This is a genomic window from Chloroflexota bacterium, from assembly GCA_020161265.1.
Classification (GTDB): domain Bacteria; phylum Chloroflexota; class Chloroflexia; order Chloroflexales; family Herpetosiphonaceae; genus Herpetosiphon.
Window position 1 is genome coordinate 318769 of record JAIUOC010000003.1, and the last position, 18877, is coordinate 337645.

3 protein-coding genes are annotated in these 18877 nt (G+C 49.6%); 1 reads left to right on the forward strand and 2 read right to left on the reverse strand.

From position 1 onward, the window contains the following. Positions 1–407: 407 nt before the first annotated feature. Entirely contained in the window at positions 408–9956 is a 9549-nt protein-coding gene (locus tag LCH85_08720; GenBank protein ID MCA0352064.1) for a carboxypeptidase regulatory-like domain-containing protein, read from the reverse strand. Positions 9957–10292: 336 nt separating this feature from the next. On the opposite strand from LCH85_08720, the gene LCH85_08725 reads away from it, so the two are divergent. Beyond that, positions 10293–13040, forward strand: a complete 2748-nt coding sequence (locus LCH85_08725) for an NACHT domain-containing protein (GenBank protein MCA0352065.1) — start codon at positions 10293–10295, stop codon at positions 13038–13040. A gap of 34 nt (positions 13041–13074) precedes the next feature. Here LCH85_08725 and LCH85_08730 read toward each other — a convergent pair whose 3' ends face one another. Further along, positions 13075–18648 (reverse strand): VCBS repeat-containing protein, encoded by a 5574-nt coding sequence (locus LCH85_08730; protein ID MCA0352066.1) that lies wholly within the window; start codon positions 18646–18648, stop codon positions 13075–13077. Between the last annotated feature and the right edge of the window lie 229 nt (positions 18649–18877).

The window sequence follows — 18877 nt, forward strand, 5'->3', positions numbered from 1 at the left end:
TGAATGATTGGGATGTCGAAGCCGAGGAGGCGCTCTACCTATTGTGTTGCCCACAACCAGGGAGGCTACGCCGCCAGCTCCTGAGACCAGTGACCCCGACCCGTATTTCGGTATAGCCATCGACCGCAGTCGTCGTGGTCAACAGGGTGTGCATGACGTGACTGATCGGCGGTATGATCTCCATGGATGTTCCTTGGATTCATCATGAGTGTTGCAATGTCATGATGCCATGGGGCGTCCGTTAATATTAAGCTTGCTGCGCATGGGGAATTTACTTTTAGTTCCTAAAAGCACGCAGATCTGCCTTTCCAGAAGGAATCACGATTATGCATTAAATCGTGATTCCTTCTTTATTATGGAGTTCTTTCAGGCAATCAGGTTTGTGCTTTTTAAAGGGAGTTGTGAATCTATCGATTTATAACATATGGAATATAGACATAATTAATTGGATCGACTGGAATGACGTAGATTTGCGTATCGGTGAGAATCGCTGGCTGTGGAATACCCGTCCGATCACTGGCTTGGGCTGCACCTAAAGCGAAGTTTAGGCTGCCAGGGTTGGTAGCACGTAAGGTAATTGTGGCTAGTTGTCCATTGCCTGATGCTCCAACGGGGCTAGTACCGATGCTATAGGCTGCAAAATTAAGCGTTCCCCTGACCAGATCGATCTGCGGCCCGATCGGATAAAATTGACGACCACTGCTACTTGGATAGCCATCAATGGTAGCGTTGAGGATTTCGAGCTTGCTTGGGCTAAATGGTAGTGTGAACTCGAAAGAACCAAGATCATTGACATCACTAATTACTACTCCAATGGTAAATGGGACTCCAACTTGAATTGGCGCTTTGGTTGGCTGTAAACTAAATGTGGTGGGCCATGGCGTTGCAGTTGATGTCAAGGTTGGCCGTGGAGCAGAACACTGAGTTCCCCAACGCACCGCTACTCTCTGAATGTCGATAATATCGATATCGCCATCAGCATCAATATCATAAAGTGGCGCATAGAGTGGGTCGCCGAGGTGTGTATTCCAGCGGTAGGAGATTCGCTGGATGTCGATGATATCAACATCACCATCAAGATCAAAATCGCCAAGGCAGTTGGCAACCTGAATCGATCCATTGCGAGTTGCGACTGTAATTGCCTGACCATTGATATTGCTGACCTGAACATTACTGAAGGTGAGCGGTGCTGTGCCAACCGCCCGAGGACGCAACCGGATATGGGCAAGCGAACCCTGGCCACTCGCGCCTGCTGGATTCGCCCCAAGACTAAAGCCGCCAAAGGTTATCGTCCCTGCATTTGGATTGATCGTCGGCCCAACGGGGGTAAAGTTGCGGCCAGTACTAGCAGGAAATGCCCCCATAGTAACTTGCTCAACCGTTACAAGCGCTGGGCTATACGCTAGCGTAAACTGGAACGAGCCAAGTTGCTGAATTTGCGAGATTGCCACTGTGGCCGTAATTGCTTGCTCTAAACCTCCAGATAATGCTGGTGGCGACAGATAGACCAGTGGTTGATTACTAGGTGGCGCAAGCACAGTAATATAGTTTGGCTTAACAATTGTGTTGGAGCCACCAGGGCCATCGACGAGCAAGCGCACTGCATAGGTGCCTGGTTGGGTGTAGGTATGGATTGGATTTGGAATGCTGTCCTCGCCGCCATCACCAAAATCCCAACGTCTACTAGCGATTGTTCCACTTGATTGATCGCTGAAGCTGACGGTAAGCGGCGCGACACCAGTCAGTGGAGTTGCCCCAAAGTCTGGCGTTGGTGGCAATTGATCCGCCATCAAGGTACGTTCCTCAAGGGCAATTTCGTTAATAAATGCCCCAGTTGTGCCATTTGTGCGCACTATGCTGACGATGATGCTCTCATCACTAACATAGGCACTCTGGGGGATATCAAGGACAGGGCGCTGAACTTGGAAATTACCAGTATTAATTGGTGACCCTAGCTCAATGCCATCAATCTGGACTTTTTGAATCCGCTCGCTTCCGTCACGCTGCCAAAAACTCGTATGCAGTTGATAGCGTCGATCACGCTTGAGTCCATCGAAGCGATAGCGCAATGTAGCATCACTTTGATCGATTCGAACACTCTGATAGGGCAGGGTTCCCCAGATACTATTGCGAACTCCATCGAGCGCACCAAAGCTTAATCCACTGCTTGGGGTGGTTCCTGGATAACCAACCTCGGTAAGTGAACCAGCATCAATATAACGATAATCGATTGGATGCAAGCTCACATAGGCAACAACTGCACCGTCAATACCTGGCGCTTCTATGCTAACCTCAATTTTACGATCAGCGTATAATGCTGGATCAATTCGCGTTGAAAGCCGTTGAATTTGGCCATTGGCAAGGCTTACTGGCCCAACAATAGGATTACCATCAACGTTAATCACTTCCTGTCGGCCAACACCATCGCACTCAAAGAGCGTAATATCAAGATGATAGAACCGTCCAGGCTGAAGTTGATCAAACTGATAGCGTACCTGCCCATCGGGATCGATTCGAACAGTTTGGTGTGGTGCTGAACCACAACTACTGATCGTATCAGGCTCTCCGATATCAATCACTCCATAGCCAAGGCTCGGCGTATAGGTTGCCTCGCTAGCTGCGCCACTATCCAGATGGATTGGGCCATTGATGCCTACGGCAATCGGTTGCCACAACGTGTTGTTGGCTTCGTTGGATTCAGATATCTCGGCTTGGCTATCGATGCTTGCAGTTAATTGATACAAACCAAACTGGGTTGGAGTCCATGGAAGTACAAGGGTTGTGGTGCTGGCAGCAGTTAGCATGGGGATGCTTTGGCTGCTAATGATCGCACCTGTTTGGCCCGTTGCGCCTACCATTAAGCGTAGATCATGCCTACCTGCGGTTGTTTGACCAGCATTGTGAACTTGAATTGTTACGCTGATCGGCTGGCCAATCAATGGCTCTGAATCAGAAAACTGAATCCGGCTAACCTGAAGATCGGCGCGGGTTCGAATCGGTAGGGTTGCTGTTACCACATTATTGGTCTCGTTAATCTCTGCTACCCGATCGAATGGGTCTACCACGACCCGAACCGGAATTGTTCCTTGAAAACCTTCGGTTGGGAATGGAATCGATACTAAGGCATCGCCACCTGCCGGAATATTGGCAACAAATCGACTGCCTAGGTACCAATCGCCAAAAATTGGTGATTTGGCGTAGACACTGGTAATAAATCCGCCGGTGGCTAGATTGCTTGGGTTGCGAATGCGGGCTTGGAGCTGAGCCTGCATGCCCTCAGTTGGGTTACTAGGATTTAAACTTAGCTCATGGGCTGCCAAACCTAGCTCGGTAGCACCGCCTGGGGTTGCAACGAGATTGAGCATATGCAGTTGTCCACTGGTATTGAGTGAAATTCGAATGGGTACGCTGACCATCCCTTGGGCATCAGGTGTTGCCGATGCCATGAAACTTGTCAGGCCAGCAGCGAGGTTGGTGGTTGAGAGAGTGGTTGGCAAGGTTGGCGAGTTGTTATAGCTCCACTCCCAATTGCCATTATTGCCAATATCGAGATTGATTTGCAAGAAAGCGGCGTTCGATCTGGTTATGAGCAGATCGAGAGTTGTAGTGAGATAGCGAGCTTTTGGCAAACTAACGTGGATAACCTGTTCGCCAGCGCTGCTGAATTGGATTGTTCGCCCACTTTGCACATGGTAGCGTTGACGATCACGGAATGCTGTTGGGATATAGAGATTAATTTGGTGTGGGCTACCAGCAACTTTTTCGATGCTAAATGCCAGCATGCCAAAATGAGCAGTCGCGGTTGCGCCTGCAACGAGGTTAACGTTCACTGAGCTAGCACTCGTTGCCGCATATCCATTGGGTAGGGTTGCATTAACGGTATAGGCAGCTGCCGTAAGATTGGTAAAACTATAAGCGCCTTGGGCATCGGTAACGCTGGTTTGTCCGGTTCCGCTCAGCGCAACATTAATGCCGGCAAGGCCATTCTCCCCAGGATTTTGGATTCCATTTTGATTAAGATCATGGAATACAATTCCGCTAATGCTTGCTTGCGGAATGAGCGCAAGATTAACCGTGGTTGTCGTGTTTGATTGAACCGTTACGCTGTTGGTACACGAATTACTACAAGCGTATCCAGCTTTTGGGGTAACAGTGAGGCTATAGGTTGCTGGCGGCACGTTGTTAAAGTTATAGTCGCCATTCGCATTCGTTGTAGCCGTCCCAACTGTATTTAAATTGATGTTAATCGTTGCCAATCCTGCTTCACCAGGATCACGCACGCCATTTGCATTATTATCACTATAGACGCTGCCCGCAAGTGTGCCATAACAACCAAGCTGGGCTTGATTAGGTGCTGGAACGATATTCTCAATCCCAGTTACTGTATTGCAATACTCAAGCCGAATTGAGCCATGGCCACCAGCACCACCAATAAATCGTCCGCTTGGGCTGCCTGGTGGCACTAGTTGTGGTGCGCCGAGTGCGTTGATCCCATTCGCCGCTACCGATATCGTATCAGCGCGAAGATACATTTGCCCACCGCCGCCAGAGCCAGCAGCCACACGCCGATTGGTGCCATCATCGGACATAGTGCCATTTGCTTGCTGCCCATTGGCCCGAATCTGGCCAGTGATTGTGAGTTGACGGGCAAAAATAAACACCAATCCACCGCCGCGTCCAGCCTGCGAATAGCCAGCGCCAGGGTTGATGCTGGTAGCACTCCCACCGCCACCGCCACCAAAATAGAGTCGTGTGCCATCGGTTGTACAGTGACCAATGCCACCGCGACCCCATGTACTGCCGCCAATATGTTCACCATCGCCTCCGGCTGCACAACCAGCGCCACCGCCGCCACCACCAATCGCATCGGCAGCACCACCGCCTTGGGCCGATGGCGTGATGTTGGGGGTTTGGCAATAATGCGTGCTATTATTCGACGTGCAGATAATCCCTTCACCCTGCCACTGATCAGTTTGATAACCATTGCCACTATCTCCACCACGAAAGCCGCTGGCATCGCCATTGATCAGCCCGCCGATTGTGGCATTATTTTGACACATAAAGGCGATAATCCCACCAACGTGACCATTCCAAGCCAGCAAGGGTGTGATTGTGCCGCTGACTGGGCAATCGCTGTATTGTGGCACGCGCATAATTTGGGCTTGGGCACGGTAGTCAATCGAGCTATAACTATGGCGCAAGGGTTGAGCTAAAGCAAAGGTTCCACTCCCAGTAACATCGCCAACTGCGGTATTGAGTTCCCACAAACCAGCAATTGAAGGGTCACCGCGAGTCTGATGAATCAATACTCGATCGCCGGGATTAATGCGCGAAACTGCATGCTGATCGACAATCGTAATCGCGGTTGAGCCAGCATTGCCACTGGCTATCCCAATACCAACGCCATTACTGGTATCAAGATTGCCATTTGCTGGCATGATGCCATCGCGACCATCACCATAGCGATCGGTTAGATTCGTGGGCTGAGGTGTTGCCAGCGCAAGGCGAGCCTGCCGGAGGTTAACAACAATTCCCTGTAATAGCCCACGGCCAATCCCAAGCAGGGTTTGTTGGCTTTGATCATAGAGACGGAGTGGTGTGACATGCAGTGCATCGCTAACAATTGTATCAACATAGGAAATGAGCTCACGTTGAGATCGCGAACCAGTTACCACAACATACTCATCCCAAGGCCGATATGGGCTGATCGGGAGCGCTTGGGCTGGCGTGGTTGGAGCTACGATGACACCCTGAACTTGCAGGTTGTGGCTCGGACGTTGAGGATCACTAGTCCGTAGTTGAATGGTGCGACTGAACGGCCCAACCGGGATATAATAGGTGTCCAGAAGTACCTCAAGTATGCCCATATCACCAGCCGCAATCGTTGTGGTGGGCCGTGATTGGCTTGTAACCGGTATTCCTGAGACTTCCACATGGGCTTGGAATTGCCCAATGGTATCGGTATTACAGCCGAGACAGTTGTTGGTTGCTAAATACAGTCGCCCACTTGTGGAGCTGGCTGCGCGATAGCTGGTTCCTGCCATAAATGGCGTATTATTGCCAACTCGGGCAATCAGGCTGAATTGACTTGCTCCAGGGGCTGTCCATCCGCTAGCTGCGTCTACTCCGTTGCCATCAGGCCCAAAGCAATTTGTACTACTGTCATAACAGATATTGCCAGTTGCCTGAATACCAATTGCATCCCCATGACGAACCTCAAGGCCTGTATCCATCCAGCTAATTTCACCAGAAATTGCCAGATCACGTCGCCCTCCAGCGCCTAAAAGGGTGGTGCGCAAGCCAGCACGGCCCTCGTTGGGCAAGCCAAAGTTATGGCGAAGTTGACTGCCTTGGGTTGCCGTCCCAAAATTCCAAACCGATTCAGCGGTATTGATTGCAAATATTGGCTGCGGGTCGGCTTGGAAGGTATCGAGCATTCGCGCTGAGTTTCCAAGGATATTGCCCTGATGATCGGTTAGAAAGGCAATAACACCATAACGATGGTTGGGATTAAATGCTGGATTGAAGTCGGCAGCTTGCCACGTGATATTAACCAAATTTGGCCCTGGTTGGAGATTGACTGAACGAGCCTCTTCGCGAACGACTCCACCTTGACCATTCAGATCAATGAATTCAAGATACAGTCGTGCATTAATAAAGCTCTCTACTGCCGGAATTTGGGCCAACAAAGTGGTAGTTTGTTGTAAGGCTGGCGTAAATGGTGCGGTTGCGATGATCTCAACACCCGCACTATCATGCAGCATTTGGCCGCTGTAGGGTGCAAGGTTTGCTTGAGGATGACTTAACTCAGACGTGGTAACCAAGCGATGATGACCTTGTGGATCGTTGTAGGCGAGAATTACTAAGGGTTTTGTATATGGCTCACGGTTGATTCGATAGCTAAAGGCATCATTGGGCGGAGTTGCTACAATCTTAAAGGTTTGGTTATGTTGAACTGTGCCGCTCATCAGCGCCAGTTCAAGCCCTTGGCCCCCGACACCTAGGCGTTGGGGTGATGCATAGCCTGCACCAAAGTTGAGGCTGCCAGTATTGCCTATGCCATCATTCCAGTGTAATGCCCATGTTCCGCTGCCAACGTCGCAGCCTAAGGGAGCCGAACATTGAACGGTAAAGAGATATTCACGTTCGTTTGCACCAACATAATAGCCAGCAGTTGTGGGAAGCGCCGTACCCGACCATGAACTGGAGAGGCTAGGTTGATGGATCGTACTGCCAACCACGACTTGATGGAATGCGCGAACGCGGCCTGTACCACCAACAGTATTATTTTGGATCGTCACCGAATCATTTGGCGCAACCATAATCGCCTGAACACTATAGGCATCGTATAGCCCAGTGTTGAGCAGCGATAGCGTACTTGTAACAACATTGCCAACCCGCGTCGAATGGGTTGCCGCAAGCAGTTCAGGCTTTGGAAATGAGCTAGCATTGTGCGGATCAGTTTGGAGCCGAAGCTCATCACTATCACTATAGCCATCAAGATCACTATCTTGATTAAAGCGAAATAATGCCCCAGCAGCTGGTGCGGCTGCCATATCTTGAAAACCCAAATCGCCATTGCCAAGCCCGCCAGAGTAAATATTCCACCACTCGGCAGCTGAAAGTGCATGTTGACACCACAGGATTGCTCCAACTCGACGTGGTAAACGACACCAACTAGGGCTATCAGTGCGCCGTTCAGGAGTCCAAACCGCTATTAATTGACCATTCGCATCGGTTGTTGTGGGAAAGTAGCGAGCTAATACATCAAAGGCTGTTTCATCACCCCAGGTTGGAATCAAGAAATCCTCGATTAGCTCATCGTTATCGGCAGTTCCATCTTCAATTGCAATCGTCATGCTTGCATTGAGTGCATCCGCATAAAACAACTCATCAATGCCATAAGTATAGTCTTCGGCCACGATTCGAATTGGCGAACCAAGATCGATCGCACGTAATTGGTCGAGGGTTAGTGCAATTCGACGAGACGTGTATTGATGCGACTCACCTGGCATGAAGTTGTGAAACTTGCCATCGCCGCCGAGATCTGGCCCAACAAAATAGGTTGTTGCTGGAATCGGACTGTCACCGATATATACGTTGAAAGCGAGATTGCCAATTTCGCGGGCATATTCGCTGCCATTATTGCTCACGCGATAGCTAAACCAGAGTTCAGCGGCATGAGCCGAATTGACCGCAACAGCATTGCTCCACGATTCACCCGACGAAAATGCTTGACCATTCGTAACGGTATGTTCTTTATATTGAGTATGGGTGGTTGTTTGCGCACCACCGCGTGATTGCCCTTTGGCGCTCGTCGTTGTTTGGGTGGGAACCTGCTGTGGGTAACTGAATTGATAATATTGCTCGACAACGGCGCGAGCATCACTCGTGGCTCCACTATGCAGGTGGTTACCAACACTTCGGCCTTGGCTTATTTGTGATGTGCGTTGACTATTGACGGTTTGTTGGGAGCTGGCAGGGGTTCCAACTTTGCTGCTACAGCCAGGCACACATTGATTCGCCTGCTGCTTGAGTTGTTTAATCTCAGTTTGAAGTTGGCGTAAGGTTTGAGCCGATTGTTGGGCTTCATTACGATTGACAACATAGTCGCCATAGGCAGTTGCAAACCCAATTGTGCCTACAGCAATAGCCGACGCAAGGGTAATCCCAGCACAAAGTGGTGCTGTTGCCAAACAAAGCCCTGCCGCAGTTACACTGATTGCCCCACTCGTAATTGCTAGCCCAATCTTTTGGCGATCCCAGGCTTCGGTGGTGGGAGCCCGGGGCAATATACCGAATGTTGGTGGCAAATAACGGCCAGCAAGCGGAATGGTCGTTGCAATCGATTGCTCCTCCCAGGCGTTCCAGTTTACTTCATTGGCAATGCTCGAACTCGTGCCTTCGGTACTTGCCGTGCTATAAAGCCGCTCGGTTCCCGTAATAATGGTGTGATCAGTGCGAATTTCGGTGACGGTTTGCACTCGCAGCGAGTTTGGTACTAAATCAATCGCTGGGACTGGGAAGGCTGCCATTAATGGGTGATTGGCTGGAGTTTTAACCCATGCAGGCATTTCGGCAAAGATAATGCCCCAATCCTCGTTGCGAGGTAATGCGCCATAGCCACAAAATCCACCACTGCCAGGGCAATAGGTGCTGCCAAAAAGCTCTTGTCCATCATCAAATTTATCGCGGTCGGTTGATTCGCGATTCATGTTCAGCCCCAAATCCCAACGCTCAGCGAGATCGGGGATGGAATCTAAATCGTCGTCACGACAGTTTGCAAGCTGGCTAGGCCAGCCAGCGAATGGTTTACCATTTGCTGGTGGGCTGCTTCGTTCGTGGCGCATCCAGCTACGGGCGGCCTGAACTTCGCTACCATCATGTTCACCATCGCCATCGGTATCGGGCATAAGTGGATTGGTACACCACCATTGCTCTTGGGTATTTGTCAAGCCATCATTATCATCATCAATACTCGAGCCACTAGCGATGGCAGCTGTTTGTTCAGGCCGCAGTTGTTGCATTTGGGTATACAGCAACGAACGATTGGCTTTTGAAGGTGTTTTGGCAACTACCTTGGCGGCCTCAAAGAGCGGTTCAAGGGTTGCTACGAGTGTAGGTGGGCTAGCGGTGTGTTTGAGTAGTTCAGAGAGCCCATTGGTTTCAGTTGGGCCAAAACCCAGTCGCGCAAGTTTATCGAGCATGAGTTCATCAACTAATACAAGCAGCCGATCTGCTTCTTCATGTAAGATGCGTAGATCAAACTGTTGTAAACGCTGTTTTGTATAATCAGTTGGCTGATAGAGCACTGTTCGATAGAGAATACTGCCATCATTTGGTATTGTGGATGGCACAGGCTGTAGACCATAGACATCAGCAGTTGGCCAATAGGTTGAGAGCAGGCTGCATAGCAATAGTAGTGCGAGTAGGCGGCGATTAAGGCGGTTTCGCATTTCAATCCTCCTAGCGAGAAAGCACCAACACCGTTACAACTAGTAGCGAATCCGTTAACCTGTTGAGCAATCGTAACCTCCTCGATATACGTCATTAATCCTAAACTACCTACTCCAGATATCACCCAATCATGGCTACAAACCCCCGCAGTTGTTAGGAGTGATCGACCTCAAGGTGTCCAGTCTAGAGGCGTAGTATCCATTGCGAATGCAGCGGAAGGTTTGTTATGATGCTGATGGTAGCGAATAGTTGGGCGAAGTGAAAGCAAAAAAGCAGTCATAAAAAGCAGTCATAAAAAGCAGTCATATGCAATGCACGACTGGAAGGATGGGTGTATGCAGAAAAAACCACGGCAGGAGGCTAACGCTCGGGCCAAGCAGGCCTATACTTTGGTCAATGATCTGCGGGAGCAACTGGGGTTTACTTGGAATGATATTTCTCAGGCAACGACATATGCACAATCATCAATTAGTAATTGGCGAGGGCGAGGGATTGGTACAACTCAAATCACGCTGGTTGGCGATCTGATTAGGTTGTTTGCCAAGGGCAACCGTGGGCTACAATGTACTGCCGATGATGCCGCGCGGCTCGTAAGTTTAACCTACCCTGAGCACGTTGTGGCGGAGCACTATCAATATCTGCTGGGGCTCTTCAGCCATACTGAACTTGCGCTCGCACTCCATCTTCATGCGCCATTTGTGGCCTATACCCTTGAGCAAGCAGGCATGCTTTGCTTAAATGTACGGCCTGAAATCCATTTACATCTAGGGCGGCTGCAAGCACCACGCGAGCTTCAATTAATTGGGCGTGAGCGGTTGCTGAAACACTGGCGTGCCCGTTTGCTTAAGCCCGATCTTCGCTTGCTGACGATTGGAGGGCCAGGTGGGATTGGCAAAACCCAATTTGCCCTGCATCTTGCCGATAAACTTCAACAACAATTTACTAGCGTTCAAAGTATCGATCTTAGCAATATTACGCAGGCCGAGGATGTAGTTGGGGTGCTCGTTCGCCAGATTTTGCCCCCCGATCAACCACAAACTGCTGGTACTCCAACTGAACTTGGTCAATTGATCGACTATGTGCGCCAACGGCAGATGTTGCTTGTGTTAGACAATCTTGAGCAGCTTTTGCGACCAGGTGAGGGGCTTGAACAGATTCAGCGCTTGCTGCATGAATTGCTCAAGGCTACCGATTGGCTCAAACTGATTGTCACCAGCCGTCAAACCCTGAATCTTCCATTTTGGGAGCATATCTGTGAACTACCTCCGCTTGCAGTATCAGCATCTGAGCCTGAAAATTCTGGCATCAGCCCAGCAGTTCAACTGTTTATCAAGCGTGCGCAAACATGGGATGCTACCTTTACCCCTACGCTTGAACAGCTGCAGGAGATTAGCGCAATTTGCACACGGCTTGATGGGATTCCTTTGGCGATTGAACTTGCAGCAGCCCGTTTACGCCAAATTGGAGCCTTGACTCCTTGGCTTACCCAGCTTAATCTCTTGGGCTTTGCCTCGTTTGATCAAGCTGGTGGCTCACTTGATCGGCATCAGACATTGCGGGCTACGATTGAATGGAGTTATTGTCTTTTAAGGGCTGACGAGCAACGAATTTTTCAGCAACTTGCTATTTTTGCCGATGGATGGAGTCTTGATGCAGCCCAAGCGATTTGTTTTCCGACCCTCGACCAAGCCTATGGCTTAAGTATGCTTGGGCGCTTGGTTGATACATCGCTGATTCAAGTGATGCCAAAAGCGACGAGCCATCAACGCTATACCATGTACAATGTCATTCGTGAATTTGCCCTCGAATATTTTGCCAATGATCAAACTGCAGTTGAGATTGCCCAACGCCATGCTCACTACTATAGCCAACTCGCCATCAATTTGACCACCAAAATTAAAAGTTCTGACCGTTCCAATGCGTTGGCAGAACTTGAATCGTTGCATGCGAATATTGCGATAGCTCTCGAATGGTTGATTGAACATCAATTGCTTGAGGCTGCCACCCTTGCCGATAGCTTGACATATTTTTGGGGAGTGCGGGGATATGCCCGTGATGGCTTGCGCATCCTATTGCGTTTCGAGCCAACAGCGCTACCGCAAGCACTTCGTCCGCAGTTTCACTATAATCTTGGCTGGCTTTACGATAGCTTGCGCGATTATGATGCTGCATCGAAACACTATCAGATTTGTGCCAGTTATTGGAAACACCAGCCTTCATCGCTGGATTGGGCGAGGGTGCTTTATGCCCAAGGGCGGGTTGCTCGTTCGCAAAACCATTTTACCGAGGCTGAGCGTTTGTTAACCGAAAGTTTGGTGGCACTTGCTGATCAGCCTGAACCATGGCTTCAGACGGCAATATTAAGTGTGCTTGGTTGGGTCCAAACCCAGATGAATACATTTGAAATAGCCGAGTCCACCCTGCAGGAGAGTCGGAGGCTGAGCCGCTCCGTTGGTGATCCAGATCTCGAAGCGATCACTTTGCTGAATATGGGTAGTTTGTGTGCTCGAATGGCAGAGTATGCCTCGGCTCAGGCCTACCTTATTCAGGCAAAAGCGATCTTTGAACAACTTGGCAACCTTGGGCAATTGGCGGTTTGTCTTAATAATTTGGTAGCAGCCAGTAGTGATGACCATAACTATAGCCAGGCAATCGATTATCTTGCCGAATTGCTGCCGCTGCTCAAGACCCTTGATGATCACGAGGGAATCATCTATTGGTATCTAAACCGCGGCGAGCTGGCACTTAAACAAGACCAATTCGCCCAAGCTCGGGCTGATTATGTGAGTGCGTTGCGCCAAGCCGAGCGAGCTAATTTTGGGTGGCCGTATGGGGCATCAATAACGGCCTTAGCCAATATCCAAGCTAAAATTGGTCATTTTACAGCTGCTGCCCAATTGATTGGTGCTGCTGATCAAGCCTACGAGGTATGTGGTGCTGATGCTGCACTCTTTGATCCATGGCGCTCGCAAACGCTTGGCTTAATTCAACAACAGCTCAATCCTGAGCAGGAGCTACACCTGCATAAACAAGGTAAACGGATGCCGATTGGGCGGATTATCCAACTGAGTGTTAGCGAGTAAGCGGGGCTATTAACCACAATAGCCCCGCCAATCGTTATCGATTAATCAGCGGCAGATAGATCGGCTGGCTTTGGTTGATCATAAGATTATCGAGCAGCCAGCCACGATCTGATCCGTCGCGGTCAACGGTCATGCGCAACCGTAAACGAATGGTTTGATTCTGAAATGAACGTAGGGAGATTCTGACTGGTTTCCAATGAGGAGTTGACCATTCATCGCTGCTTGGGGTTGCTGGGCGTAGGCCATGTGCGCCGCCGCCAGTGAAATCGGCGATGATCTGCCAGGTTAGGCCATTATCGGTTGAAACTTCCACACTCCCATGATCATCGCCTGCTGCGGTTCGGGCAAACACGTAATCGTGCTCGAAGGAAAGCACTGGATGCTGACAATTAGCTAGGTTAATTGGCTCGTGGAAGGTTAGGGTACTTGTCAGATATTGATTTGGTGCGACGGCTTGGGCATAGGCATGGCCCGGGCTATCATCAAGGGCAACCTCGCCACTCGCTAAGCGCGATGTAGCCCAAGTTCCTTGAATTTGCCATTTGCCCAATTGGCTATTAAATGTTTCAGCAAAACATGCAGGTGTTGGTGGGTAAAGGGCGAGTGCTGGTGCTGGTACGCTTGACCCATCACCATTGGTTAAGCTCGTTCGGTAATAACCTGGGGCAAGTGCAGCGGTTAGGGTTATGCTGCCACTGCTGGAGTTATGCAATGTAACGCTTAAACTGATCGTGCTGGTTAGCGTTTGCAAGTGAAGTGTTGCTGGTGCCAGTAAGTTGTTGCCGCTTACCAGCAATGTGTTGGTAAGCCCACTGGTGATCATGGTTGGTGTTAAACTTTGAACGCTTGGCTGCGAATGCCCACCTATTAATGTATAGATGCCTGGCTTTGGCGCATGAGCCGCGGCAACATTATAGGTTGTGTTCAAAACGGTCGATAAACGCTCCCAATAGGTTCCATTCCAAAAGCCAATCGCTAAATCTGGCTCTTCAACATTGGCTGTAATCAGATCATAACCAAGATATTGAAAACTAACTGAGCCTGAAATTGGTTGGGTTTGTTGGGCGGTAACGAGTTGATAGCCTTGCCCCACGTTTACCACCCCTGCTGGTAAAGCCGGAAGTTCGGCCATCTCTTGAATCGCATAAAATTGGCCAACTTCAAAGGTCGCTTTGGTATAGAAGGTCATCTGTCCATCGGGAGATAGTAACGGTGCACCACCCAACCGATAGTAACCGCCACCACCGCGATAGTAACCGCCACCACCGCGATAGTAACCGCCACCACCGCGATAGTAGCCTGGGTTTCCGCCAATTGAGTAGGCGATAAGTGTTTCGCGGCGTGGGTTTGTCTCACTTGCTGGCTCTTCAACCCATACTTGAATATGGCCACTCATCGAGGGATATTGGCTTACCAAGCTTCCACGGTAGCCATCGCCAAAATGCTCAAGCAGTACTGGTGAACCAGCCGATCCATCATCAGGAAAGAGCCGTGCTTGTAAACTTAAGCCTGGTTGAATTCCAGTTACCTGAAGTTTGAGGGTTGTGCTGGTAACTGGCGAGAGCGTTACGAGTGGTTTCCAAGCAGCATCATGCTTAAGCGTAATATATTGATCATCGATGCTCAACACTTCACAACCAAAGTGTTGTGTGCCACGATCAAAAAGACAAAACCGATCGCCCGGCTGTGCCCCTCGGCCTAAGATGCGGTTTTGATTGTTGACAGTACTGCCCAGAGGCATAATCGTATCGTCAGTTAGAGCTGGGGTCTGCTGGTTTGTAATCAAGAATCCGCGAGCTTTGGCTGAACTGGTTGTATTACCAGCATATTCTAAGTATAAGGTAGGATCAACCAAAGGAGTGGTAGGAGTCAAGGGGTCAACGATTTGCACATTCGTGAAGACGAAAGGCATTTGTTGTGGCCCAGCCAGCGGCATAGTCGGAGTTATCAGTGCCGGATACCAAAGCCGAAGTGTTTCCCATTCAGTTCGTTTTAACTCCTGCGCTGCGAGGGTTTCCTGACAGTGTGCTTGCCACACCTCAGGATCAAAGACAAATTCGGTATTTGTTGGAAGATACACATCACCCATCGCGCTTCCCGCGCATGTATCCACCGGAACCAAGAGCTGATCTGCTTGGATTCCAAGGTAAGTGTCTTCCATGAAAAATAAATAATGGCTTAATTCATGGGCAAGAATAACCGACCAATCAGTGCTAATATCTTCGCCAGGAATTCCATTGCGATTCCAGTGGGAACCAATATGCACTTGTCCTATATCGTAGATCACCTCAGGATGTTCAAGATCAAGGGTTTTGGTTAAGACGATTCCGCCCTCGCTGGCGAAAGGTCGGAGCCGATTTGTTGCATGGATCACAACATCGGCATAATTGAGTTGCTCTCCATTCTGGTAGACGCTTATTTTTCCTAAGGCTACCTGGCCATTAGTAAAGTCATAGAGATAGCGTGAAGCGCGATGGAGATCTGACTCAAGTTTTTGCAGGTAGGTGGGGGAGTGTGATGCATCCCATTCGAGCGCAATTTTCAAGTTAAAGAGCAATAATGGATGTTCTGGTCGCGCAATCAACTCTTGCGTGCCGGGCGTGGTGATCGTCCAACCATCCAAGCCCATCTCAGTAGGAACCCCATTTGTATGATAAAGGCTGTAGGCATAGGTTGTTGTAATTGGCACAAGGGCGATTAAGCGATCATCTGGCCGTAATTCGCTTTGGCCTTGCAAGTAGCCTTGACCATCGGTAATAAATGGCGCACTGCCCTGACTTGCTGCCATAGGCCGCCCACCGCCGCTTTGACCTGCGCCTAGTCGGTAGACGATTGCTCCTGCCGCAGCGATTGGTGGTTGCTCGGCGGTGGCATGCAGCACCCGCACGCCTGTGCCACGCACTCGGAATGGAAATGAGTTCGTTGTATAGGCTCCATAACGATAGCTACCAGCAGTACTATGCGCCTGAGGCAGTACACTAGGATACATTCGAAGCTGAACCGCCATTGTATCGTTGCTGCCACGAACTCCACTCCTGAAAAGATCCCAAGTATAGCTATTTGGCCCAAGATTTGGTTCACCAAGCGTTCCGCTTAATGGAATTGCAGCAGTCCAGTGACCACCACCCATGCGTGAGAAGGCTAGATCAACCTGACGAGCTGGGGCATACCGCAGGCTATAGCTAATTGGTAGTTGGGGATCACTCAAAATCGTCGGGTTGGCGATCCCATCTGCGGCTAACCCACCAGGATGTTCAAGCAAGGGTTGTGGAATAACGCCTTGATGCAGGAGGTTGAAGCGTTGGTTTTGATAGATCGCTGTGGTAATTGTATCAGCGGGATTTGTACCTTGGTTTTCGCCGCTTGCACTGAGATAAGCGATCGCTAGATCGTGATCACCATCAGCATCGGCATCGCCGCAAGCCCCGGCAAAAGCTCGCCCAGCGGTTGGGGTTGACCATAAAGCTGAGCGACTCAGGCTGCCAGCTTCGTTAAGGTACAGCCGACTGGGAGTACCTTCGTTAAAGGCCAACAGATCAAGATCGCCGTCACCTTCGATATCACATGCTTCAAGTCCATTCGATGGGTCGTTTTCGCGTGATGACCAGATCGGTCGTACATCCAATGTTTCGCCTTGGTTGAGAAACACGCGATTTGGTTGATTATAGTTAGCAACCAAGAGATCTTGTAGACCATCGCTATTAATATCGGCCCAAGCAATATCCCGAGTCCGATCACGGTAGGTTATATTGTTCCAAAGCAGATTAAATTGATAGTGTGGGGTTAGTGCTAAGGGGTCACGTAATCCATCGTTACGATAAACTTGGGTTGGCTGACCATCATTTGCAACCGCCAGATCGATATCGCCATCACCATCAACATCGCCCCAAGCTAGATTGCGAGTTGCCTGTACAACTGGAGCGACCCATGCATCATACATTGTTACACTAAAGGGTTGCGTTTGACCAATTGGTGGTGGTTCAGTCGCCCGATTGCCAAGAATATAAATTGGGGCTTGATTTCGCCCGACAGCCATGTCAAGATCGCCATCATTATCAACGTCGCCAATCGCTAGCGAGGCATAGTCGGTGCCAAGCCGGACATCTTGCCAACCTGGCCGTCCATTAGGGCCAAAATTTCCATCGCCATGATTAAGAAACATGGCTAAACCTGTGCGACTTGCAGTCACCAGATCAAGCTTTCCATCCATATTCATGTCGGCCCAAGCAATATCAAAGAGATTGTCTTGGCCAGACGATTGCCAGATGGGCGTAGTTGAGAGAGAGCCGCCGATATTCTGATAAACTTGTACTCCTTGATAACTTGCAATAGCAAGATCGAGCAAGTTATCAGCATCGAAATCGCCCCACGCCATTCCACGCACCGATATACCTACTGGAAGCGCCCATTGCGGCGCTGCAAATGGCGCTTGTCCATTGAGATACAGTCGGTTTGGATCTTCGTTATTTGAACGGATGATATCCAGATCACCATCATTATCAATATCGCCAGCCGCTAAACCATAGGATATATCCCGCTCGTTTGAAGTCCAGTCGGGAGTTTCTGGGTAAGTTCCAGCTTGTGCAAGATAGATCTGCATCGGGCCATGCGGTTGTTGTGGCGTATTACCACTCACGCTAATAACATCTAAATCATAGTCACCATCAATATCTTCTACGATTAAGTCTTGAGTTTTATCAGGGTTCGTTGACGACCAAGTTGGGGTTAGGGCCAACGTTCCACTGATATTGTCAAAAAAGCGATTACCATGGCTTTCGCTGGCAATAAACAGCTCGGGATAGGTATCGTGATCAATATTCCGCCATACGACACTGGTAGAGGCTTCAATTTGGGGTGCTTGCCAGACTGGATTCGCCGTAAGCAGGCCATTTAGGTTGTGATAGACTTGAGTTTTAGCGTTGCCACTATAGTTGGCAAAAGCTGCATCGAGATCATGATCGCCATCAACATCATCAAGTGCCACATAGACTGCTGGCAAGGCTATGTCCGAATTCCAGACAGGACTTGCACCCAAGGTTCCATCGCCTTGGTTGTAATACATGACTGCTTTGTTTTTATAGCAGGCAACCACAACATCTAAGTTGCCGTCGCCATTCATATCGCCAAGTGCTAAGCTCCAACCGTGGTGAAGTAGTGGGGAGCGCCAACTTGGATGGTTTGGAAAGTGGCCCTGTTGATTGAGGTAGATTAGAATCGGCCCATCGAAGGTGACTACAACGAGATCAAGCCAATTGTCACGATTCATATCGCCAAGGGCAATATCGCGCACCCGGTCGTTATCATCGACATCAACGTACCAACTTGGCAGTGGTTCTAGGCTCCCTCGTTGATTGCGATACATTCGAATACCGCCAGCATCGTCGCCGAAGAAAACATCGAGCCATCCATCATTATCGCTATCACCCCAGGCGGTTGAGGTTGTTTCATAACGATCATTTGCTAGCCAAATTGGCTCAAGCGTTACTGTTTGGGGGGATGCTGGCGCAGCCAAGAGTTGCTGATTGGTGTGGGTATGTGGCAGGAAACTAAGGGTTAGCAGCAATAATGCGATGATTCGAAATCGGTGTAACGTACTCAAAAGAAACATGGCTGTCCTCCTGATGGGGATCTATCAATAGACCTACAGGAATGGACACTACGCACACTATTACAACATCAATAAGCAAAATAATACTCTGATGGTTCTTTCTAGACTGGACGAACAGATTATACACCAATATATTTTCTTGCGGAACAGGAATATCGCTGCCATGCGGTGCGTGGGATGGTTGCGATGTCGCGCCCATTTGACTAGAGACTATCGCATAAATGGTAGG

What these genes read in the sequence shown, in the direction of transcription:
- LCH85_08720 (MCA0352064.1), bottom strand. Translation starts at nt 9,956, where the DNA reads ATGCGAAACCGCCTTAATCGCCGCCTACTCGCACTACTATTGCTATGC.
- LCH85_08730 (MCA0352066.1), bottom strand. Translation starts at nt 18,648, where the DNA reads ATGTTTCTTTTGAGTACGTTACACCGATTTCGAATCATCGCATTATTG.
- LCH85_08725 (MCA0352065.1), top strand. Translation starts at nt 10,293, where the DNA reads ATGCAGAAAAAACCACGGCAGGAGGCTAACGCTCGGGCCAAGCAGGCC.